Source organism: Knoellia locipacati (assembly GCF_044791685.1).
Classification (GTDB): domain Bacteria; phylum Actinomycetota; class Actinomycetes; order Actinomycetales; family Dermatophilaceae; genus Knoellia; species Knoellia locipacati_A.
The window spans coordinates 306,056-327,025 of the sequence record NZ_CP087730.1 but is presented as its reverse complement, the minus strand read 5'-3'; the positions used below and the strand labels follow the sequence as shown (position 1 = coordinate 327,025).

The following is a 20,970-nucleotide window of genomic DNA, read 5'->3' as shown; positions in this document are numbered from 1 at the left end:
CGCGGAAGAGGCCGTGGAGTTGTCCACAGCCCTCCGCCGAAGCGGAGGGCACAGTCGCCGTCCGCCGAGGCGGAGGGACTCAGGTCGGGTCGGTCACGGCATACGCGCGCATGCTCAACGGCGCGAAGGTGACCTCGGCACCGGCGGCCGCGACACCGCCGTCCTGAGGACGCTCCCACTCGCTGTCCCAGAGCAGTCGGTAGCCGGCGAGCCCGGGTGCCTGGGGCAGCGACACCCGCTGCTCCTCGAGCCCGCCGTGCAGCACGACGAGCACCGACTCGTGCCCGAGCCAGGCACCGTTGACGAGCATCTGGAGGGTCCGCTGGTGCGGGGCCGACCACTCGTGCATGGGCGAGCCGTCGGCGGCGTACCAGGCGAGGTCGATCGAGCCGTCCTCGTGGACCTCCTTGCCCTCGGCCCAGGTCCGCTGGCGCAGGGCCGGGTGCTCGCGGCGGATCGCGGTGAGGTGGCGGGTCGTCGCGAGCAGGTCCTCCTGCCACGGCTCGAGCGGCCACCGGAACCAGGTCGTCTCGTTGTCCTGGTTGTAGGGGTTGTTGTTGCCGCCCTGGCTGCGGCCGAACTCGTCGCCGGCGTTGACCATCGGGATGCCCGACGAGAGCATGAGCGTGCCCAGCAGGTTGCGCATCGAGCGCCGCCGTAGGGCGAGCACCTGCTCGTCGTCGGTCGGCCCCTCCACGCCGTGGTTCCACGAGCGGTTGCCGTTGGAGCCGTCGTTGTTGTCCTCGCCGTTGGCCTCGTTGTGCTTGACGTCGTATGCCGTGAGGTCGGCGAGCGTGAACCCGTCGTGCGCGGCCACGAAGTTCACCGAGGCCGTCGGCCCGCGGTCTCGCGTGCCGAAGAGGTCGCGTGAGCCGGCGAGCCGGGTGGCGAGGTCCTGCACGCCGTGGGCCACCTGGCCCGGCATCGAGGGGCGGTGGTCGCCGAGCCAGAAGTCGCGCACGGAGTCACGGAAGCGGTCGTTCCACTCCGAGAAGGGCGGCGGGAACTGGCCCGTGCGCCACCCGTGCAGCCCGACGTCCCAGGGCTCGACGATGAGCTTGGTGCGCGAGAGCACGGGGTCGGTGCGCAGCCCGACGAGGAAGGGGTGGTCCGGGTCGAACTCGTCGGTGCGGCCTCGGCCCAGGGCGACGGCGAGGTCGAAGCGGAAGCCGTCGACGTGGCACTCGTTCACCCAGTAGCGCAACGAGTCGAGGGCGAGCCGGGCCATGACCGGGTGGCGCAGGTCGAGGGTGTTGCCGGTGCCCGTGACGTCGATGTCGCGGCCGCGCTCGTCGAGGCGGTAGTAGGCGCGGTTGTCGAGGCCGCGGAAGGACAGCGTGGCGCCGGTGCCGTCCGCCTCCGCGGTGTGGTTGTAGACGACGTCGAGGATGACCTCGAGCCCGGCGGCGTGGAGCAGCTTGACCATGCCCTTGAACTCGTCGACGACGGCCTGCGGGTCGGTCGCCGAGGCGTAGGGCGCGTGGGGCGCGAAGAAGCCGAGTGTGTTGTAGCCCCAGTGGTTGGCCAGGCCCTTCTGGACGAGAAAGGGCTCGGAGGCGAAGGAGTGGACCGGGAGCAGCTCGACGGCGGTGACGCCGAGGGCGGTGAGGTACTCGATCGTCGCCGGGTGCGCCATGCCGGCGTAGGTGCCTCGCAGATCCTCGGGCACGTCCTCGAGGTTCATGGTCAGGTTGCGGACGTGGGTCTCGTAGATCACCGTCTCGCTGCGGGTGACCGCCGGTGGAGCGTCGTCGCCCCAGTCGAACGCGGAGTCGATGACGACGCATCGCGGCATGTCGGGGGCTGAGTCGCCGGCCGACGGGGTCGAGCCGTCACCCCGCCACGTGCCGTCGTCGACGACGTGCCCGAAGACCGACGGTCCCCAGCGGACCTGACCCTCGATGGCCCGGGCGTAGGGGTCCATGAGCAGCTGAGCCGGGTTGTGCCGCATGCCTCGCTCGGGGTCCCACTCGCCGTCGACCCGGAAGCCGTAGCGCTGGCCCACGCCGACGTCGGGCACGAAGCCGAACCACCACCCGTAGGCGTGGTCGACCAGGGCCACCCGGCGCTCGCTCGCACCCTCGGTGTCACCCTCGTCGAAGAGGCACAGCTCCACGGAGTCCGCGTGCCCGGCATACACGCTCACCTCGATCCCGCCCTCGACGACGGTCACGCCGGGAGCGGGGGGAAGGTCCGGGGCAACGCGCAGGGAGGGAGCTGCGGCGGCGGACGTCAGCGGCGTCATGCGCGCAGCCTATTGAGGCCGTCCGGGCCCGGCGCACTGTGACCCACACCCGCGCGCGTCGCACGCGGGCCATGACAAGGTGGACTCATGAGTGATCCCACCTCCCTCCCCAACTTCCCGCCGCCCGCGAACGAGCACCCGCTGCGCGGTCGCGTGCTCGACGTGCTCGTCGACGCCGGCGCCCAGCCCAACATCGACACCGACGGTGACGTGGCCTACCAGGCCAACGACCAGACGATCTTCGTGCGGGTCACCGAGGGTGACCTGCCGGTCATGCGCGTCTTCGGCCAGTGGACCCTCCCCGACGAGGTCGCGAGCGACGCCGACAAGGTCTCCGCGACGTGCAACGAGGTCAACCTCTCGCTCAACTGCGTCAAGACCGGTGTCGCCAACAACACCCTCGTCGTCACCAGCGAGCACCTCGTCGTCCAGGGCGCCGACGTCGCGACCCTCGTGCAGGTGAGCACCTCGATCATCCTCTCGGCCGTCCAGCTCTGGCACGAGCGCGCGCTCGGTCTCGAGCCCGGTCAGGGCCAGGGCGAGCAGGGCACGCCGGGAGAGCAGGGTGCGCCGGGTCCCGACGCCAACGGCGCGGCGCCGACCCAGGGCAGCTGACGTGAGCGAGGTCGTGCGCCTCGAGGTCGAGGACGGCATCGCCGTCATCCGCCTCGACCGGCCGCCGATGAACGCGCTCGACGACGAGGTGCAGCACGGCCTCATCGCCGCCGCGGCCGAGGCGAGCGAGCGCAAGGACGTCTACGCGGTCGTCGTCTACGGCGGCGAGAAGGTCTTCGCGGCCGGTGTCGACATCAAGCAGATGGCTGACTGGTCCTACACCGACATGGTCGACCACTCGCACCTGTTCCAGGACTTCACCCGGGCCCTCGCCCGCATCCCCAAGCCGACCGTCGCCGCGATCACCGGCTACGCGCTCGGTGGTGGCTGCGAGGTCACGCTCGCGTGCGACTTCCGGATCGCGGCCAGCAACGCCAGGCTCGGGCAGCCCGAGGTCCTCCTCGGTGTCATCCCCGGCGCCGGCGGCACGCAGCGGCTCGCCCGCCTCATCGGTCCGGCCAAGGCCAAGGACCTCATCTTCACCGGGCGTTTCGTCGACGCCGACGAGGCGCTCGCGATCGGCCTCGTCGACGCGGTCGTCGACCCCGGTGAGCGCGGCTCCGAGGCCGTCCTCACCGCCGCCAAGGAGATGATGAGCCGGTATGCCGGTGGGCCGGCCTACGCGATCCGCGCGGCCAAGGAGGCCATCGACTCCGGCCTCGAGGTCGACCTGCAGAGCGGCCTCGAGATCGAGCGGCTGCTCTTCGCGTCGGTCTTCGCCACGAAGGACCGCGACGCGGGCATGCGCTCGTTCCTCGAGAACGGCCCGGGCAAGGCGACCTTCGAGGGCGCCTGAGCCGGGCGTCACCGGTCAGTGCACGGAGGCCGTCGCCTCGAGGACCTCGTCGACGAACTCGTTGAGGCCCTCGACGTCGCGGTAGAGGTGTGAGGTGATCCCGAGGATCTCCGCCGTGGCGATGTTCTCGCGGGAGGCGTCGACGTAGGCGATCTCGCTGAACATCAACCGCGTCCTCAGCGCGGCACGGCTGAACGCGTCGGGGTCGGGCTTGGTCAGACCGAGCTGGTGGCTGCTGACGACGTCGTCGAGCTCGTCCGCCAGGCCCAGCCGCACGAGGTCGTCCTCGAGTCGGCTCGTCGCGTTGGTGAGCAGCATGACCTGCAGCCTCGTGCGGGCGCGCCGGACCACCTCCAGGACCTCGGTGTCGACCTCACCCGCAGGCAGCATCCACTCCTCGACCGCGGCGCGGGCGCCCTCACCGTGGTCGGCGGCGAGCACCTGGGCCACGGTGTCGCGCCACGCACGGTCGTCGATGGCCCCGGTCAGCGCCGGGCCGATGCACTCCGGGGCGTAGGCGACCGTGGTCAAGGCCCCCGCCGGCAGTCCGTGGCTGAGCTCCACCGCCTCGGTCAGCGAGGCGTCCCAGATCCGCAGGACGCCGTCGAGGTCGAGGAGGAGGACCTTGATCACGGCGTTCCCTCCTCAGCTCGACTGCTCGGCTTCGTCTCCTTCCGATGGTCCCCTAGTCACCACTCCCTGTGCGGCTGAGCACCAGGCAGTTTGGTTGTGCCCACCATCACGCCCGGAGGATTCTCCGGGAGGCGAGCACCCGGCATACGCTCGTGCGTGGACCTGACCACCCCCGGAACCCATCCCAGAGAAGAGGACGAGGCACGCATGAACATCGTCGTCTGCGTCAAGTACGTGCCCGACGCACAGTCCGACCGCACCTTCAACGAGGCCGACAACACGACCGACCGCGAGGGCGTCGAGGGCCTGCTCTCGGAGCTCGACGAGTACGCGGTCGAGGAGGCGCTCAAGCTGGCCGAGGCCGGCGAGGGTGAGGTCACCGTCATCACGGTCGGCCCCGAGCAGGCCGTCAACGCGGTCAAGAAGGCTCTGCAGATGGGCGCCGACAAGGCGGTCCACGTGAGCGACGGGGCCATCCACGGCTCCGACTCCGCCGCGACCTCCCTCGTGCTCGCCGAGGCCGTCAAGAAGGCCGCGGGTGGCAGCAACCCCGACCTCGTCCTCATGGGCATGTCCTCGACGGACGGCGTCATGGGCGTCGTGCCGGCGATGGTCGCCGAGCGTCTCGGCCTCCCCGGGGTCACCTACGCCTCCGAGCTCACCATCGACGGCGACAAGGTCTCGATCCGCCGTGACGGCGACGTCGCGTCCGAGACCATCGAGTCGACCCTCCCCGCGCTCATCTCGGTCACCGACCAGATCAACGAGCCGCGCTACCCCTCCTTCAAGGGGATCATGGCCGCCAAGAAGAAGCCGGTCGAGACCTGGACCCTCGCGGACCTCGGCATCGACGCCGGCCAGGTCGGCCTCGACGCCGCGTGGACCAAGGTGACCTCGTTCGCCAAGCGCCCGCCGCGTGAGCAGGGCCAGCTCGTCACCGACGAGGGCGACGGTGGCACCAAGCTCGCCGAGTTCCTGTCCGCCCAGAAGTTTGTCTGAGGAGAAATCACCCATGGCTGAAGTTCTCGTCCTCGTCGACCACGCCGGCGGCAAGATCCGCAAGGCGACCGCCGAGCTCCTGACGATCGCCCGCCGCCTCGGCGAGCCCTCCGCCGTCTACATCGGCCCGAACGCCGAGACCGCGCAGGTCACGCTGGCCAAGTACGGCGCCCACAAGGTCTACGTCTACGACGCCCCCGACGCCCTCGAGTACCTCGTCGCCCCCCAGGCCGAGATCCTCGCGGCGGTGGTCGAGAAGACCTCCCCGCTCGCCGTGCTCATCCCGAGCAACGCGGCCGGCAAGGAGATCGCGGCCCGGCTCGCGATCCGCACCGAGTCCGGTCTCATCACCGACGCCGTCGACGTCACCGCCGGTGGCGAGGGCGTCGAGACGACCCAGTCGGTCTTCGCCGGCTCCTACACGGTGAAGTCGACCGTGACCAAGGGCTCGGCCATCATCGCGGTCAAGCCGAACTCGGTCGCCATCGAGCCGGCCCCCGCCGCGGGTGAGGTCGAGACGATCGAGCTCACGCTCTCCGACGCCGCCAAGGCGGTCCGGATCGTCGAGTCCAAGCCCAAGGCCGCCACCGGCCGTCCCGAGCTCACCGAGGCGGCGATCGTCGTCTCCGGTGGTCGCGGCACCGGCGGCGACTTCGGCCCGGTCGAGCAGTTCGCCGACAGCCTCGGCGCCGCCGTGGGCGCCTCGCGCGCCGCGGTCGACGCCGGCTGGTACCCGCACAGCAACCAGGTCGGCCAGACCGGCAAGCAGGTCTCGCCGCAGCTCTACGTCGCGGCGGGCATCTCGGGCGCGATCCAGCACCGCGCCGGCATGCAGACGTCCAAGACGATCATCGCGGTCAACAAGGACGAGGAGGCCCCGATCTTCGAGCTCGTCGACTTCGGTGTCGTCGGCGACCTCTTCACCGTCCTGCCGCAGGCCACCGAGGCCGTCAAGAAGGCCAAGAGCTGACCCACCCGCACACACGACTTATTGCCCGTTCCAGCGCGTTGTCGGCACCGTCCACCGGTGCTGGAAGCCGCTGGAACGGGCAATAGGTCGTTCTGGGTGGGCGAACGTAGGATTTGGGTGTGAGCGCGTACCTCGACCATGCCGCGACGACCCCCATGCGGGCGTCGGCTCGTGAGGCGTGGGCCGAGCAGGCCGCACGCGGGGGCAACCCGTCGTCGCTGCACACCTCCGGCCGCGCTGCGCGCGCGGTCGTCGAGGAGTCGCGCGAGCAGATCGCCGAGGCGCTCGGCGCCCGACCCTCCGAGGTCGTCTTCACCTCCGGGGGCACCGAGGCGGACAACCTGGCGGTCAAGGGCACGTATGCCGCCCGCCTGCGGTCCGTGGGCGCGTCGCGTCTCGTCGCGAGCGGGATCGAGCACCACGCCGTCCTCGACCCGGTGCAGCACCTCGTGCGGCGCCAGGGCGCCGAGGTCAGCTGGCTCGAGCCGGACCGGTGCGGCCACGTCTCCGTCGACGACGTGCGCGAGGTCCTCGAGTCCCACGGGCGCGACGAGGTCGCCCTCGTCAGCGTCATGTGGGCCAACAACGAGGTGGGCACGGTGCAGCCGGTGGCCGACCTCGCAGCCGCGGCGCACGAGGCCGGCGTCCCGTTCCACACCGACGCCGTCCAGGCCGTCGGCCAGCTCCCCGTGGACTTCGCCGCGAGCGGCGCCGACCTCCTGACGGTGTCGGCGCACAAGGTCGGCGGTCCGGTCGGTGTCGGCGCCCTCCTGGCCCGGCGCGACGCCAAGCTCGTGCCGCTGGTCCACGGCGGTGGCCAGGAGCGACAGGTGCGGTCGGGCACCCTGGACGCGGCCGGCATACGGGCGTTCGCTGTCGCACTCACCGAGGCGGTCTCCGAGCGCGAGGTGAGCGCGGCGCGACTCACCACGCTGCGCGACCGGCTGGTCACCGGCGCCCTCGGACTCGACCTCGGCATCTCGGTCAGCGGGTGCTGGACCGGGGGTGACGCGACCGGGCGGCTGCCCGGCAACGCCCACCTGCTCGTGCCCGGGTGCGAGGGCGACTCGCTCCTCTACCTGCTCGACGCCGCGGGCGTCGAGTGCTCGACGGGATCGGCGTGCCAGGCCGGCGTGCCCCAGCCGAGCCACGTGCTCCTCGCGATGGGCTATCCCGAGGTCGAGGCGCGTGGAGCGCTCCGGCTCTCGCTCGGCCACACCTCGACCGAGGCCGACGTCGACGCCTTCCTCGCGGCGCTTCCGGCAGTCGTCGAGCGCGCCCGCCGCGCGAGCGGAGCGGCCTGATGCGCGTCGTGGCCGCCATGAGCGGTGGGGTGGACTCGGCGGTCGCCGCCGCCCGGATGCTCGACGCCGGCCACGAGGTCGTGGGCGTCCACCTCGCGCTGTCGCGTTCGGCCGCGACCCTGCGCGAGTCGGCCCGGGGCTGCTGCACGATCGAGGACGCCGGTGACGCCCGCCGCGTCGCCGACCGGCTCGGCATCCCGTTCTACGTCTGGGACATGGCCGAGCGCTTCCAGCGGGACGTCATGGACGACTTCGTCGCGGAGTACCAGGCGGGCCGGACACCCAACCCGTGCCTGCGCTGCAACGAGTCGATCAAGTTTGCCGCTCTCCTCGACCGTGCGGTGGCGCTCGGCTTCGACGCGGTCGCGACCGGTCACTACGCGCAGGTCGTCGAGCGGGTCGGTGACGACGGCGCGGTGGTGCGCGAGCTGCACCGAGCTGTCGACCCGGACAAGGACCAGTCCTACGTCCTCGGCGTGCTCGACGCCGACCAGCTGTCCCGTGCGTTCTTCCCCCTCGGCGACACGACCAAGCCGCGGATCCGCGAGGAGGCCGCCGCGCGCGGCTTCTCGGTCGCCAAGAAGCCGGACTCCTACGACATCTGCTTCATCTCCGACGGTGACACCCGGGGCTGGTTGACCTCGCGACTGGGCGAGCAGCCCGGCGAGATCGTCGACGCGGCCAGCGGTGAGGTCGTCGGGTCGCACCGGGGCTCCTACGGCTTCACGATCGGGCAGCGACGCGGCCTCGGGCTCGACCGGTCCGCTCTCGACGGCGACCCCCGCTACGTCGTCGGCGTCGAGGCTTCCTCCAACCGTGTGCTCATCGGCACCCAGGACCTGCTCGGCGTCGACCTGCTCACGGCCGACCACGCCCGGTGGTGCGGACCGGCGCCGGTCGACGAGGTCCGCGTGGGTGCGCAGGTGCGCGCCCACGGCGAGGAGGTCGCGGCATGGGCCCGCGTCGACGACGTCGACCCCGAGGTCGTCCACGTCCGCCTCGACTCGCGGCTGCGTGGGGTGGCCCCAGGCCAGTCCGTCGTCCTCTACGACCGGACCCGGGTCGTGGGCTCGGCGACCATCGCGTCGACCGACCGTTCCGACCGTTCCGGACGACCGGGGCCGGGCGGCGAGGACGTCCGCGGGGAGCGTCGCGGAATAGTAGAGAATTCAATGACGCTGAACGGGAGTGGATAGACCCCGCACCCGGGGACACGAGCGAAGGAGCCCGTCATGCCTGCTGTGACCGTCGACAACATCCTCACCCTCCCGCGCGTCGGCGAGCCGGCGGCGTCCGCGCCCAGCAGGCCGGTGCTCGGGGTGACGACGGCGCCGCAGGGCTTCGAGGGGGAGGGGTTCCCGGTGCGCCGGGCGTTCGCAGGGGTGGACCTGGCGGCGCTGGACCCGTTCATCCACATGGACCAGATGGGCGAGGTGGAGTATGCGCCGGGCGAGCCCAAGGGCACCCCGTGGCACCCGCACCGGGGCTTCGAGACGGTGACCTACATCATCGACGGCACCTTCGTGCACCGTGACTCGAACGGGGGTGGCGGTCAGATCACCGACGGGGACACCCAGTGGATGACCGCCGGTTCGGGCCTGCTCCACATCGAGACCCCGCCCGAGTCGCTCGTCGTCAGCGGCGGCCTCTTCCACGGGCTCCAGCTCTGGGTCAACCTCCCGAGCACGATGAAGATGTCGCCGCCGCGCTACCAGGACATCGGCGGCGGCGAGGTCTCGCTGCTCTCGAGCCCGGACGGCGGGGCGCTGCTCCGCGTCATCGCCGGCGAGCTCGACGGCCACTCCGGCCCGGGCATCACGCACACCCCGATCAGCATCGTGCACGCGACCGTCGCTCCCGGCGCCCGCGTCCGGCTGCCCTGGGACCCGGGCTACAACGCCCTCGTCTACGTCCTGAGCGGCCGGGGCACCGTGGGCGCCGACCGCCGGCCGCTGCGCATGGGCCAGCTGGCCGTCCTCGGGGCCGGCGACGTCATCGAGGTCGCCGCCGACGACAGCCAGGAGAGCCGCAGCCCCAGCCTCGACCTCTACATCATGGGCGGGCGCCCCATCCGCGAACCCGTCGCGGCCTACGGACCCTTCGTCATGAACACCCGGGCCGAGCTCATGCAGGCCTTCGAGGACTTCCAGGCAGGACGTCTCGGGACCATCCCGTCCGAGCCGCACCCCGGTCACAACGTCCTGTGACCTCGCCCGCCGGGTGCTGAGCGCTCTCGTCAGCTGAGGCCGCGCGCGAGGGCGCGCACCGCGGCGTCGGCGCGCGACTCAGGCAGGCCGGCATACCCGATGACGAGGCCGCGCCGGTCGCTCTCGACGGCATACGCCGACAGCGGGTTGACCGAGACGCCGTGACGCAGGAGCGACATCGCGACTTCGTGGTCGTCGACGTCGTCGTCGAGCAGCAGGACGAGGTGCAGCCCGGCGTCGACGCCGCTGAGCCGGTGGTCCGGGAGGTGGCGGGCGAGGGCGGCGACGAGCCGGGCGCGACGGCCGGCGTAGGTCCGCGCCGCCCTGGCGTGGTGGGCCGCGAGGGACCCGTTGGCGATGAACTCGGCGACCGCCTCGCCGGTCATCTCGTTGACGAGCAGGCCGCGGCGGTCGAGCTCGGTCCGGATCCGGTCGCGCAGGTGGCGCGGGGGCGCGAGCCAGGAGACGCGCAGGGTCGGGACGAGGATCTTGGAGGCCGTGCCCATGTAGAGCACGTGGTCGTCGGCTCCCTCGAGCGAGCGGAGCGCGGGCAGGGGCGAGACGTCGTAGCGGAACTCGCCGTCGTAGTCGTCCTCGATGACGATCGCGTCGGCGCTCCGGGCCCAGTCGAGCAGGGCCGTGCGACGGACGACGGGCATGCGTGCGCCGAGCGGGTACTGGTGCGAGGGGGTGACGTAGACGGCGGCATCGGTCCGACGGAGCAGGCTCGGGTCGAGGCCGTCGTCGTCGACCGGCAGCGCACGAACATGAGCACCGCTGTCCGAGAACGCCGTCCACGCCTCGACGTAGCCGGGGTCCTCCACGACGACCGGGCGGCCGACGAGCCCGAGCGCGGCGGGAAGCGCCTGGACGGTGGCGCTCACGCCCGGCGTGATGAGCAGGTCGTCGGGGTCGAGGGCGATGCCCCTGCTGCGACGGATGTGGTCGGCCAGCACCTGACGCAGTCGTGCGTGGGACGGGCCCGAGCTCAGGTCGTTCGTCGGCACCAGCGAGGCCGCGTGGCGCCAGGCGCGTCGCCACGCCGTCTGGTCGAGGAAACCGATGTCCGGTCGCCCCGGGCGCAGGTCGTAGCGCACGGCCTGCTGGGGTCGGGCCGCCGGGGCAGGGCGGCAGGGAGCCATCGGCTCGACCGAGGAGAGGGCCCCCGCGCGTGCGGCGCGGTCGGCTCCCTCGGCGACGGCCGCTCCCGACCCGGGCCGGGTCTCGATGAAGCCGGCCGAGGCGAGCTCGTCGTAGGCCGCGACCACCGGTCCACGCGAGACGGCGAGCTCCGTGGCCAGCACGCGGGTCGAGGGGAGGGGGTCGCCGGGGCGGAGCCGGCCTTCGCGCAGCTCGGTGACGACGGCGTCGGCGATCCGGTGGCGCAGTGGGCGGTCACCGGTGTCGAGCACGAGCGGCAGGTCGACCGAGCGCGGTGAGCGGGGCATCGCACCAGAATACTGGTCCTGCACTTGACGCGATAGTGGTTCTGGATCGAGGTCCACTTCACTGTGAGCATGGACGCATGGCCAACCTGACCCTCCACCGGCACAAGGAGCGCGGCAGCACCGAGCGTGCTGTGCTCGACGCGATCCTCGACGACGTGCTCGCCGGCACCCTGAGCACCGTCGTCGACGGGGAGCCCTGGGTCGTCCCCATGCTCTTCGCGCGTCAGGGTGACCGGATCCTGCTCCACGGGTCCACCGGCGCCGGGGCGCTGCGCCACGTCGCGGCCGGTGCCCCGGCCGCCCTCGCGGTCATCGCGGTGGACGCCCTCGTCGTCGGCCACACGACCTTCGACTCCTCCGCCAACTACCGGTCGGCGGTCGTGCACGGTGGCCTCACACCGCTCGCCGAGGACGAGCGGCAGGCGGCCCTCGAGGCACTCTCGGAGCGGATCCTCCCGGGCCGCAGCGCCGAGGTGCGGCCGATGACGCGGCAGGAGATGGCCAAGACCCTCGTCATGACGCTGCCGATCGTCGACGGCAGGTTCCTCACCAAGACCCGCACCGGGACGGCCAGCGCGCCGGACGAGGAGACCGACGCCTGGCACGGCGTTGTCGGGCTGCGCACCGTGGCGCTCGAGCCCGAACCGGCGCCGACGTCGACCGCCGCCGAGGTCCCCCGCTCGGTCCGTGACTTCGCGAGTGCGAGAGTTCTCGCGTGACACACGTATCAGGAGTCGGCTCCTGGCCGGGGGAGTCGGCGCGCGAGGCCGTGGTCACCGTGCGCGACCTCCTCACCGACGCTGACGGCCTCGGCCTGCCCCACCTCCCCGAGCTGCCCGCCCGCGGACCCGGGGCGGACATGATCGGGCGCTCGGCGGCACTCCTCGCCGATCTCGCGGTCGACCTCCAGCCCTCGGGCTGGCGCTTCACCGACCGACCGGGTCGGGACCAGTCCCGCGCGAGGTCGTTCTGGCGCCAGGACCTCGACGAGCTGGCCGAGGCCTACGACGGGTATGCCGGCCCGCTCAAGATCCAGGTCGTCGGCCCGTGGACCCTCGCCGCGTCGATCGAGCTCAACCGGGGGGAGCGTTCCGTCACCGACGAGGGCGCCCGGCGCGACCTCGTCTCCTCGCTCGCCGAGGGCGTCCGCCAGCACGTGGCCGAGGTGCGGCGGCTCGTGCCGGGAGCCGTCCTCACCGTCCAGCTCGACGAGCCGTCGGTGCTCGCGGTGCTGCGCGGCGAGCTCCCCACCGCCTCGGGCTACGGCCGCGTGCGCGCGGTCGACCGCGCGGAGGTGTCGCGCGGCATACGGGAGGTTCGTGGGGCCCACGACGGTGACGTCGTCCTGCACTCGTGCCACCCGACGGCCCCCGTCGACCTTCTGGTGGCGGCCGGTGCGACCGCCCTGTCGCTCGACCTCACCGAGACCTCCCCCGAGCGGTGGGAGTCGATCGCCGCCGCCGTCGAGTCCGGGACCCGGCTCTGGGCCGGCGTCGTGCCGACGAGCCAGCCCGGGTCTGCGGCGGAGGCCGTACGCGTCGCCACGTCGCTCGTCGCGGACGGCTTTGCCCGGGTCGGGCTGCCCGCGTCCACGCTCGCCGACGTGACCGTGACCCCCACCTGCGGGCTGCCCGCACTCACACCGAGAGGTGCCGTCGACGTTCTACGGGTGGCCGTCGCGACCGCGCGAGAGCTCACCGAGAAGGAGCAGGACTGATGTCTCCCGTGCCCAGGGTCCCGTGGCAGGCCAAGTACCTCGCACTCGTCCTCATCTGGGGCTCGAGCTTCCTCCTCATGAAGATCGGTCTCGAGTCGCTCTCGGCGGTGCAGATCGCTGCGCTGCGCCTCGTGACCGGAGCCGCGACGATCCTCGCCCTGCTGTGGATGCGTGGCGGCTCGCTGCCCCGCGAGCGCTGGGTCTGGGGACACCTCGTCGTCACCGGTCTCCTCCTCGGCACGATCCCCTTCACGCTCTTCGCGCTCTCCGAGACGCGGGTGAGCTCGGCGCTCGCCGGCATCGGCAACGCGACGACCCCGATCGCCACGGTGCTCGCGACGATGGCGTTCCTGCCGGGTGCCCGGGCGACCCGGTCCAAGGTCGTCGCGGTCGTCGTCGGCTTCGTGGGCGTCGTGACGATCATGCAGCCGTGGACCTCGTCCCGCCCCGACCTCGTCGGCTTCGGCATGGCCCTGCTCGGCGGTGTCTGCTACGGCATCGGCTGGACCTACAACCGGCGGTTCCTCGCCCGGGCCGACCTCGGTGGGCTGAGCCAGCCGGCGGCGACGCTGCTCATGGGTTGCCTGCTCATGGTGCCCGTGACGCTCGCCTGGGGCGCGTTCCAGCCCGGTGGCGTCGCGTCGATCTGGGCCTACGACCGGGCCCGGCTCGGCACGTCGACCATCGAGGCGGGCAGCGACGGTGGCGGCTGGGTCTGGCTGCCGCTGCTCTGCATCCTCGCGCTCGGCATCGTCGGGACGGGTGCGGCATACATCCTGCAGTTCGACGTCGTGCGGGGGGCCGGGCCGGTGGTCGGCTCGACGATCACCTACCTCATCCCGATCGTCTCGGTGCTCCTCGGCGTGCTCGTCCTCGGTGAGGCGCTCGGTGTGTGGGAGGTCGTCGGCTTCGTCATCGTCCTCACCGCGGCCGCGGTGATCAACGCGCCGGCGCGACGGGTGGCCACCCCCGCACCCGAGGTGGCGTCGGCGGTTCCTCGCACCTGACGCCACCCCCGGATCCGGTGTCGGGGATCCGGGGCCATCCACCTCGCAGTGGGCCCCGATCCCCGACACCCGGCGCGATCCATGCGGTCCGTGCTCTCCGGGACCGGTCCGTCGACCGGCGTCAGGCCGTGGTCGGTGCTTTGACCTCGCGCCGGAGGATCTTGCCGGTCGGGCCCTTGGGCAGCTCGTCGAGGATCCAGACCGACCGCGGGTACTTGTAGGCCGCGATCCGCTCCTTGGTGAACTCGATGATGTCCTCGGGCGTCGCGGTGGAGCCCTCGCGCAGCGCGACCCCGGCGCCGACCTGCTCGCCCAGCAGCTCGTCCGGGACGGCCACGACGGCGACCTCGAGGACGTCGGGATGCTGGTAGATGACCTCCTCGACCTCGCGGGGGTACACGTTCATGCCGCCGCGCAGGATCATGTCCTTCTTGCGGTCGACGATCGTGAAGTAGCCCTCGTCGTCCCGCGTGGCCAGGTCGCCGGTGCGGAACCACCCGTCGGGGATGGCCTCGGCGGTCGCCTCGGGGTTGTCCCAGTAGCCCTTCATGACGTTGTCGCCGCGGATGGCGATCTCGCCGACCTCGCCGTGCGCGACCTCGTTGCCGTCGAGGTCGACGACCTTCATCTCGCACCCGGGGATCGCGAGGCCGATGGTGCCGGGCTTGCGCTCACGGCCGGGCAGGTTGAACGAGGCGACCGGTGAGGTCTCGGACAGTCCGTAGCCCTCGAGGATGACGCATCCGAACTTCTCCTCGAAGGCCTTCATCACCTCGAGCGGCATGGCCGAGCCACCCGAGGCGCAGGTGCGCAGCGACGAGGCGTCGAGCGAGTCGGCGTCGGGGTGGTTGAGGATCGCGGCGTACATCGTCGGCACGCCCTGCATCACGGTGACCTTCTCGTCGCCGATGACCTTGATCGCGGCGGCCGGGTCGAAGCGGGGGATGAGGGCGAGCGAGGCGCCGACCCGGACGGCGGCGTTGAGGCCGACGACGAGACCGAAGACGTGGAAGAGCGGCAGGCAGCCCATGATGACGTCGTCGGGCGAGATCTCCTGGATGACCTCGGCGCAGCGCATCGCGTTGAGGTTGACGTTGTCGTGGGTGAGCTCGGCGCCCTTGGGCCGGCCGGTCGTGCCGGAGGTGTAGAGGATGATCGCGGTGTCGTCTCCCTCGCGCTCGGTGGGCTCGGGGATCGGCTCGCCGTTGGTGAGGACGCCCTCGACGGGGCCCATCGGCCCGCACTCGACGATCGTCGTGCCCGAGTTCGCGGCGCCCTTGGTGGCCTCGTCGACGAAGTCCGGCCACACGAACGCGATCTTGGCGCCGGAGTTGGTGAAGAAGAAGTCGATCTCGCCGGACTTGAGGAGTGGGTTCATCGGCACGACGACGCCACCGGCGAGCAGCGTCGCGAAGAAGGCGACGGGGAACGCGGGCACGTTGGGGAGGATGAGCGCCACCCGGTCACCGGGCTCGATCCCGCTGGCGCGCAGCGCTCCGGCGAGCTTCGCGGCCAGGCCGTGCAGCTGCTGGTAGCTGATGTCCTGCCCGTTCATCTTGATCGCCGGTCGCTCCGGCATCGAGGTGGCCGTGCGGACGAGGTTCGAGGCGAGGTTGGACTCTGCACTGCCCATGGGATCTTGGCTCCTTTGCCGTGACGGGGGTCGCCGCCATTGTGGTCTGCCGAGGCGCCGTGTGGGGAGCACCCCGCCTGAGAGACTCCTGTGCGTGATCACCCTTGACACGTACCTCCGGTTCTGCGACGAGGCACTCGACGCGTATGCCGCGTGCGCGCGGGAGCTGGGCGACCCTCTCGTCAACGCGTCGGTCCCCTCCGTCGAGGGGTCGAACTCGGCGTTCGCGCTGGTGTCCCACGTCGTCGGGGTCATGGGTCGGTGGGGCCGGACGGTCAACCGCGGGATCGTCGTCCCGCGCGACCGGGACGCGGAGTTCACGGCGACGGGGACCGTCGACGAGGCGCTCGCCCTGCTCGAGTCGGGTCGCGGTCGGCTCCACGAGGACGTGCGGGTCACGGACCCGGGCGCCCCGCCGGTGAACCCGCCCCAGGGACGGGACGGAACGGCATACGAGACCCAGGGTGAGGTGCTCCTGCACGTCTACGAGGAGCTGGCCCAGCACCTCGGGCAGCTCGAGGTGACCCGCGACGTCCTGCTCGCCACCGCGCGACAGGACTGATCCGTCCTAGGATCGAGCATCATGACGAGCATGTCGCCCACGGAGGCCGGGGCGGCCTCCCTCACCGTCAACGGCACGTCCGTGCCGCTGGGCGAGCGCGCCACACCGCACACGACGACCCTGGACTGGCTGCGCGACCGCGGGCTCACCGGCGCCAAGGAGGGCTGCGCCGAGGGGGAGTGCGGCGCCTGCGCGATCCTCGTCGCCCGACCGGGCAGCGAGGGGACGACGGAGACCGAGTGGGTGGCGGTGAACTCCTGCCTCGTGCCCGTCGGGGCCCTGGACGGCCAGGAGGTCGTGACGGTCGAGGGGCTCGGCACCCCCGAGCGGCTGCACCCCGTCCAGCAGGAGCTCGCCGACCGCGGTGGGTCGCAGTGCGGCTACTGCACACCGGGGTTCGTCTGCTCGATGGCGGCGGAGTTCTACCGGGCCGGCCGGACCGCCACCGAGCCGAGCGACGGGGCGGACCACGAGTGCGGCCCGAACGGCTTCGACCTCCACGCGATCTCGGGCAACCTGTGCCGGTGCACCGGGTACCGGCCCATCCGTGACGCGGCCTTCGCCCTCGGCGTGCCCGAGGAGTCCGACCCATTCGCCGCGCGGCGTCGCGCGCGCCCGACGCCGGCACGGCACACCCGCCTCGTGGCCGACGGAGCCGAGCTCGTGCGCCCGGCCGACCTGGCCGAGGCGGTCCAGCTGCTCGTCGAGCGACCCGACGCGGTGCTCCTGGCCGGCTCCACCGACGTCGGCGTCGACCTCAACCTCAAGGGCTCACGACCCGCGCTGCTCGTCGCCGTCGACCGGCTGCCCGAGCTGCGTGGCCTCGAGGTCTCCGACGACGAGGTGCGGATCGGCGCGGCCCTGACCCTCACCGAGGTCGAGCGCGGGCTCGGCGGCCGGGTGCCACTGCTCTCCCAGCTCTTCCCGCAGTTCGCCTCGCCCCTCATCCGCAACGGGGCCACCCTCGGCGGCAACCTGGGCACGGCGTCGCCGATCGGCGACGTCGCGCCCGTCCTGCTGGCGCTCGACGCCTCGCTCGTGCTGGCGGGCGCCGACGGCGAGCGGGTCGTGGCGCTGGCCGACTACTTCATCGGCTACCGCGAGAGCGTGCGCCGCCCCGACGAGCTCATTCGCGAGGTGCGAGTTCCGTTGCCCCTGGCCCCGATCGCCACGTTCCACAAGGTCGCCAAGCGCCGCGTCGACGACATCTCCAGCGTGGCCGTCGCCTTCGCCCTCGACGTCGTGGACGGGACCGTGACGCGGGCCCGGATCGGGCTCGGCGGCGTGGCACCGACTCCGATCCGCGCGCTGGGCACCGAGGCGGCCCTCGAGGGTGCGCCGTGGACCCGATCGGGCGTCGAGGCCGCCGCGAGCACCCTCGCCGCGGAGGGCACGCCGCTGTCTGACCACCGGGCCAGCGCCGGCTACCGCAGCGCGATGCTCGGGCAGGCACTCCTCAAGCTGTATGCCGGGTGGTCCGCGACGTCGGAGGGCCGGCCGTGAGCAGCCTGTCCGAGCGTCCCGTCGACGCGGTCGTCGGCCTGGCCCTGCCGCACGAGTCCGCGGCACTGCACGTCACGGGCCGGGCGCTCTACACCGACGACCTGCACCCGCGCACGAAGGACGTGCTGCACGCGTGGCCGGTCCAGGCGCCCCATGCGCACGCCCGCGTGACCGGACTCCGAGTGCGGCCGGCATACGCCGTGCCGGGAGTCGTGCGCGTGCTGACCGCCGACGACGTGCCCGGCACCAACGACGCCGGCATCAAGCACGACGAGCCGCTCTTCCCGAGCGAGGTCTGCTTCCACGGTCACGCCGTCTGCTGGGTCCTCGGCGAGAGCCTCGAGGCCGCGCGTCGCGGCGCGCTCGCGGTCGAGGTCGACTACGAGCCGCTCCCGTCGACGATCACGCTGGCCGAGGCGATCGCTGCCGAGAGCTTCCAGGGTGCCCAGCCGACGGTCCAGCGCGGTGACCCGCAGGCGGCGCTCGAGCGCTCGGCGCACGTCTTCCACGGCGAGATCGACATGGCGGGGCAGGAGCACTTCTACCTCGAGACCCACGCCGCCCTGGCCACGGTCGAGGACGACGGCCGCATCTTCGTCCAGAGCAGCACGCAGCACCCGACCGAGACCCAGGAGATCGTCGCCCACGTCCTCGGCCTGAGCAGCAACCAGGTCACCGTCCAGTGCCTGCGCATGGGCGGCGGTTTCGGTGGCAAGGAGATGCAACCGCACGGGTATGCCGCGGTCGCGGCTCTCGGGGCCACCCTCACCGGGCGACCGGTTCGGTTGCGGCTCAACCGAACCCAGGACCTCACGATGTCGGGCAAGCGCCACGGGTTCCACGCCCAGTGGCGGGTCGGATTCGACGACGAGGGCCACCTGTTGGCGCTCGAGGCGACCGTGACCTCCGACGGCGGCTGGAGCCTGGACCTGTCCGAGCCGGTGCTCGCCCGTGCCCTGTGCCACGTCGACAACAACTACTGGATCCCCGACATCCGGGTCACCGGGCGGGTCGCCCGCACCCACAAGACCTCGCAGACCGCCTTCCGCGGCTTCGGCGGCCCGCAGGGGATGCTCGTCATCGAGGACATCCTCGGACGGTGCGCACCGCTGCTCGGCATCGAGCCCCACGAGCTGCGGCGCCGCAACTTCTACGAGGACGGCCAGAGCACGCCCTACGGACAGGTCATCACCCAGGCGGAGCGTGTCGAGCGCGCCTGGGAGCAGGTGGCCGTGGAGGGGGAGCTCGAGCGGCGACGGGCTGAGATCGCCGAGTTCAACGCGGGCCACGAGCACGTCAAGCGCGGGCTCGCCGTCACGCCGGTGAAGTTCGGCATCTCCTTCAACCTCACCGCCTTCAACCAGGCCGGGGCGCTCGTGCACGTCTACAAGGACGGGTCGGTGCTCGTCAACCACGGTGGCACCGAGATGGGGCAGGGCCTGCACACCAAGATGCTGCAGGTCGCGGCGACCACGCTGGGGGTCCCGTTGGCCGTCGTACGCCTCGCTCCTACCCGCACCGACAAGGTCCCCAACACCTCGGCGACCGCCGCGTCGTCGGGGGCCGACCTCAACGGTGGCGCGGTCAAGGACGCCTGCGAGCAGATCCGGGGCCGGCTGGCCGAGGTGGCCGCCGACCGGCTCGGGGTGCCTGCCTCGGACGTGCTGTTCGTGGACGGCGTCGTGTCGGGTGGTGCGACCGACGAGACGCTGTCGTGGGCCGAGCTCGTGCGCGAGGCCTACTTCGCCCGCACGCAGCTCTTCGCGGCGGGCTACTACCGGACCGAGGGGCTGCACTGGGACTCCACCGTCATGCGGGGCAGCCCCTTCAAGTACTTCGCCCACGGGGTCGCCGCGACCGAGGTGGAGGTCGACGGCTTCACCGGCGCCCACCGCACCCGTCGCGTCGACATCGTCCACGACGTCGGTGACAGCCTCTCCCCGCTCGTCGACGTCGGCCAGATCGAGGGGGGTTTCGTCCAGGGCGCGGGCTGGCTCACCCTCGAGGACCTGCGCTGGGACACCTCCGAGGGTGAGCACCGCGGCCGGCTGGCGACGGCGTCGGCCAGCACCTACAAGCTGCCGAGCGTCGCCGACATGCCGGAGGTCCTCAACGTCGCCCTGCTCGCCCGCGCCCACGAGGAGGGTGCGGTCTACGGGTCCAAGGCCGTGGGCGAGCCGCCGCTCATGCTCGCCTTCTCGGTGAGGGAGGCGCTGCGTCAGGCGTGCGCCGCCTTCGGGCCGGAGGGGACGAGTGTCGACCTCGCGAGCCCGGCGACGCCCGAGGCGGTGTTCTGGGCCCTGCAGGAGGCCCGGGCCGGACACGACCATGAGGTCGAGGCGGGAGCGGGGCCCACGCCGCCGGAGGCCGACCCGGCCGCGCCCACCCGGCACCCCGAGTCCGAGTCCGCCCTGCAGCAGCTGTCGGAGGCCTGAGCCGTGCGCTGGCTGCGAGCCGTCGAGCACCTCCGGACGAGCGGAGAGCCGGGCGTCCTCGTCACGCTGACGTCGGTGCGGGGTCACGCGCCGCGCGAGGCGGGGGCCAAGATGGTCGTGGGCCGGACGCAGACGTGGGACACGATCGGGGGCGGCAACCTGGAAGCGGCCGCCGTGGAGCGGGCCCGGTCGATGCTCGGCGAGGGTAGGACCGTCCCCGAGACCTTCACGTCGTCACTGTCGGACAAGGCGCCGTTCCAGCACGGCATGCAGTGCTGCGGCGGCGAGGTGAGCGTGCTGCTCGAGCCGCTGGCTGTGGCACCGGTCGTGGCGATCTTCGGGATGGGACATGTGGGCCACGAGCTCGCGCGCATCCTCGCGCGCCACGACCTCGACCTGCACCTCGTCGACAGCCGTCCTGAGGCGTTGGCGCGCGACCTGCTCTCGCCACTGGCCGACGCCGACGCCCGGGTGCACGTCCACCCCGTCCCGGTCCTGCCCGAGCTCGTCCTCGGAGAGCTCCCGCCGGGCACCCACGTCCTCGTCATGACCCACGACCACGCCGAGGACGCGGCCATCCTCGACGCGGCCCTGCGCACCGAGGGACTGGGATCCATCGGGCTCATCGGCTCGAGCGCCAAGTGGGCGCGGCTCCGTCAGCGGCTCCTGACGGAGGGTGGCCTCGCCGAGAGCGACGTCGCCCGGGTCACGACGCCGATCGGGCTCCCTGAGCTCGCCGGCAAGGAGCCGGCGACGATCGCGGTGGGCGTGGCCGCCGACCTGCTCATCCGGTTCACGGCCGCCTCGGCGGAGCCGGCGAGGAAGGGCCGCAGCCCGGCCTGACAGCAGGCGATCAGGCGACGTCTAGGGTTTGTACAGGGTTTCGGCCTACCATG

18 protein-coding genes are annotated in these 20,970 nt (G+C 72.2%); 14 read left to right on the top strand and 4 right to left on the bottom strand.

Annotated elements, in window-relative coordinates; translation table 11 throughout:
* Window positions 1-79: 79 nt before the first annotated feature.
* Window positions 80-2,245, bottom strand: a complete 2,166-nt coding sequence (gene glgX / locus LL946_RS01545; RefSeq protein WP_404384082.1) for a glycogen debranching protein GlgX — start codon at window positions 2,243-2,245, stop codon at window positions 80-82.
* 87 nt (window positions 2,246-2,332) lie between these two features.
* On the opposite strand from glgX, the gene LL946_RS01540 reads away from it, so the two are divergent.
* A complete protein-coding gene (locus tag LL946_RS01540) occupies window positions 2,333-2,860 on the top strand; it encodes a T3SS (YopN, CesT) and YbjN peptide-binding chaperone 1 (protein ID WP_404384080.1) in 528 nt (175 codons plus the stop codon).
* Window position 2,861: 1 nt separating this feature from the next.
* Window positions 2,862-3,656 (top strand): enoyl-CoA hydratase/isomerase family protein, encoded by a 795-nt coding sequence (locus tag LL946_RS01535; RefSeq protein WP_404384078.1) that lies wholly within the window; start codon window positions 2,862-2,864, stop codon window positions 3,654-3,656.
* 15 nt (window positions 3,657-3,671) lie between these two features.
* Here the strand turns inward: LL946_RS01535 and LL946_RS01530 are convergent, their stop codons facing one another.
* Window positions 3,672-4,289 (bottom strand): HAD family hydrolase, encoded by a 618-nt coding sequence (locus LL946_RS01530; RefSeq protein WP_404384076.1) that lies wholly within the window; start codon window positions 4,287-4,289, stop codon window positions 3,672-3,674.
* A 207-nt stretch (window positions 4,290-4,496) separates the two neighbouring features.
* On the opposite strand from LL946_RS01530, the gene LL946_RS01525 reads away from it, so the two are divergent.
* From LL946_RS01525 to LL946_RS01505, 5 genes are all read left to right on the top strand, one after another.
* On the top strand, window positions 4,497-5,288 hold the full coding sequence (locus LL946_RS01525) for an electron transfer flavoprotein subunit beta/FixA family protein (RefSeq protein WP_404384074.1): 792 nt from the start codon (window positions 4,497-4,499) through the stop codon (window positions 5,286-5,288).
* Between the two features lie 13 nt (window positions 5,289-5,301).
* The gene (locus tag LL946_RS01520; protein WP_404384072.1) at window positions 5,302-6,258 is read left to right on the top strand and encodes an electron transfer flavoprotein subunit alpha/FixB family protein; all 957 of its coding nucleotides are present in this window, start codon (window positions 5,302-5,304) and stop codon (window positions 6,256-6,258) included.
* A 155-nt stretch (window positions 6,259-6,413) separates the two neighbouring features.
* Window positions 6,414-7,562: a cysteine desulfurase family protein gene (locus LL946_RS01515; protein WP_404386760.1), complete on the top strand. Its 1,149-nt coding sequence runs from the start codon at window positions 6,414-6,416 to the stop codon at window positions 7,560-7,562.
* On the top strand, window positions 7,562-8,758 hold the full coding sequence (gene mnmA, locus LL946_RS01510) for a tRNA 2-thiouridine(34) synthase MnmA (protein ID WP_404384070.1): 1,197 nt from the start codon (window positions 7,562-7,564) through the stop codon (window positions 8,756-8,758). Before LL946_RS01515 ends, mnmA begins: the two co-directional genes overlap by 1 nt.
* Window positions 8,759-8,794: 36 nt before the next feature.
* The gene (locus LL946_RS01505) at window positions 8,795-9,769 is read left to right on the top strand and encodes a pirin family protein (protein WP_404384068.1); all 975 of its coding nucleotides are present in this window, start codon (window positions 8,795-8,797) and stop codon (window positions 9,767-9,769) included.
* A gap of 29 nt (window positions 9,770-9,798) precedes the next feature.
* Here the strand turns inward: LL946_RS01505 and LL946_RS01500 are convergent, their stop codons facing one another.
* Window positions 9,799-11,217, bottom strand: coding sequence for a PLP-dependent aminotransferase family protein (locus LL946_RS01500; RefSeq protein WP_404384066.1), 1,419 nt, complete (start codon window positions 11,215-11,217; stop codon window positions 9,799-9,801).
* Between the two features lie 77 nt (window positions 11,218-11,294).
* Between LL946_RS01500 and LL946_RS01495 the strand changes: the two genes are divergently transcribed.
* Genes LL946_RS01495 through LL946_RS01485 form a run of 3 tightly spaced genes read left to right on the top strand, consistent with a single transcriptional unit; the run spans window position 11,295 to window position 13,941 of the window.
* Window positions 11,295-11,936 (top strand): pyridoxamine 5'-phosphate oxidase family protein, encoded by a 642-nt coding sequence (locus tag LL946_RS01495; protein ID WP_404384064.1) that lies wholly within the window; start codon window positions 11,295-11,297, stop codon window positions 11,934-11,936.
* Window positions 11,933-12,934 carry a methionine synthase gene (locus tag LL946_RS01490; RefSeq protein ID WP_404384062.1) on the top strand — a complete coding sequence of 334 codons (1,002 nt, stop codon included), beginning with the start codon at window positions 11,933-11,935 and terminating at the stop codon, window positions 12,932-12,934. Before LL946_RS01495 ends, LL946_RS01490 begins: the two co-directional genes overlap by 4 nt.
* On the top strand, window positions 12,934-13,941 hold the full coding sequence (locus LL946_RS01485) for a DMT family transporter (protein WP_404384060.1): 1,008 nt from the start codon (window positions 12,934-12,936) through the stop codon (window positions 13,939-13,941). The genes LL946_RS01490 and LL946_RS01485 overlap by 1 nt, the downstream gene beginning before the upstream one ends.
* A gap of 121 nt (window positions 13,942-14,062) precedes the next feature.
* Here LL946_RS01485 and LL946_RS01480 read toward each other — a convergent pair whose 3' ends face one another.
* On the bottom strand, window positions 14,063-15,574 hold the full coding sequence (locus LL946_RS01480) for a long-chain fatty acid--CoA ligase (RefSeq protein WP_404384058.1): 1,512 nt from the start codon (window positions 15,572-15,574) through the stop codon (window positions 14,063-14,065).
* Between the two features lie 94 nt (window positions 15,575-15,668).
* On the opposite strand from LL946_RS01480, the gene LL946_RS01475 reads away from it, so the two are divergent.
* The 4 genes from LL946_RS01475 to xdhC are packed head-to-tail and all read left to right on the top strand — an operon-like array spanning window position 15,669 to window position 20,917.
* Window positions 15,669-16,136: a DUF664 domain-containing protein gene (locus tag LL946_RS01475; protein WP_404384056.1), complete on the top strand. Its 468-nt coding sequence runs from the start codon at window positions 15,669-15,671 to the stop codon at window positions 16,134-16,136.
* Window positions 16,137-16,157: 21 nt separating this feature from the next.
* Complete coding sequence (locus LL946_RS01470) at window positions 16,158-17,639, top strand: xanthine dehydrogenase small subunit (RefSeq protein WP_404384054.1); 1,482 nt, start codon at window positions 16,158-16,160, stop codon at window positions 17,637-17,639.
* Window positions 17,636-20,074 (top strand): xanthine dehydrogenase molybdopterin binding subunit, encoded by a 2,439-nt coding sequence (xdhB, locus tag LL946_RS01465; protein WP_404384052.1) that lies wholly within the window; start codon window positions 17,636-17,638, stop codon window positions 20,072-20,074. Before LL946_RS01470 ends, xdhB begins: the two co-directional genes overlap by 4 nt.
* A gap of 3 nt (window positions 20,075-20,077) precedes the next feature.
* Complete coding sequence (gene xdhC / locus LL946_RS01460) at window positions 20,078-20,917, top strand: xanthine dehydrogenase accessory protein XdhC (RefSeq protein ID WP_404384050.1); 840 nt, start codon at window positions 20,078-20,080, stop codon at window positions 20,915-20,917.
* The last annotated feature ends 53 nt before the right edge of the window (window positions 20,918-20,970 follow it).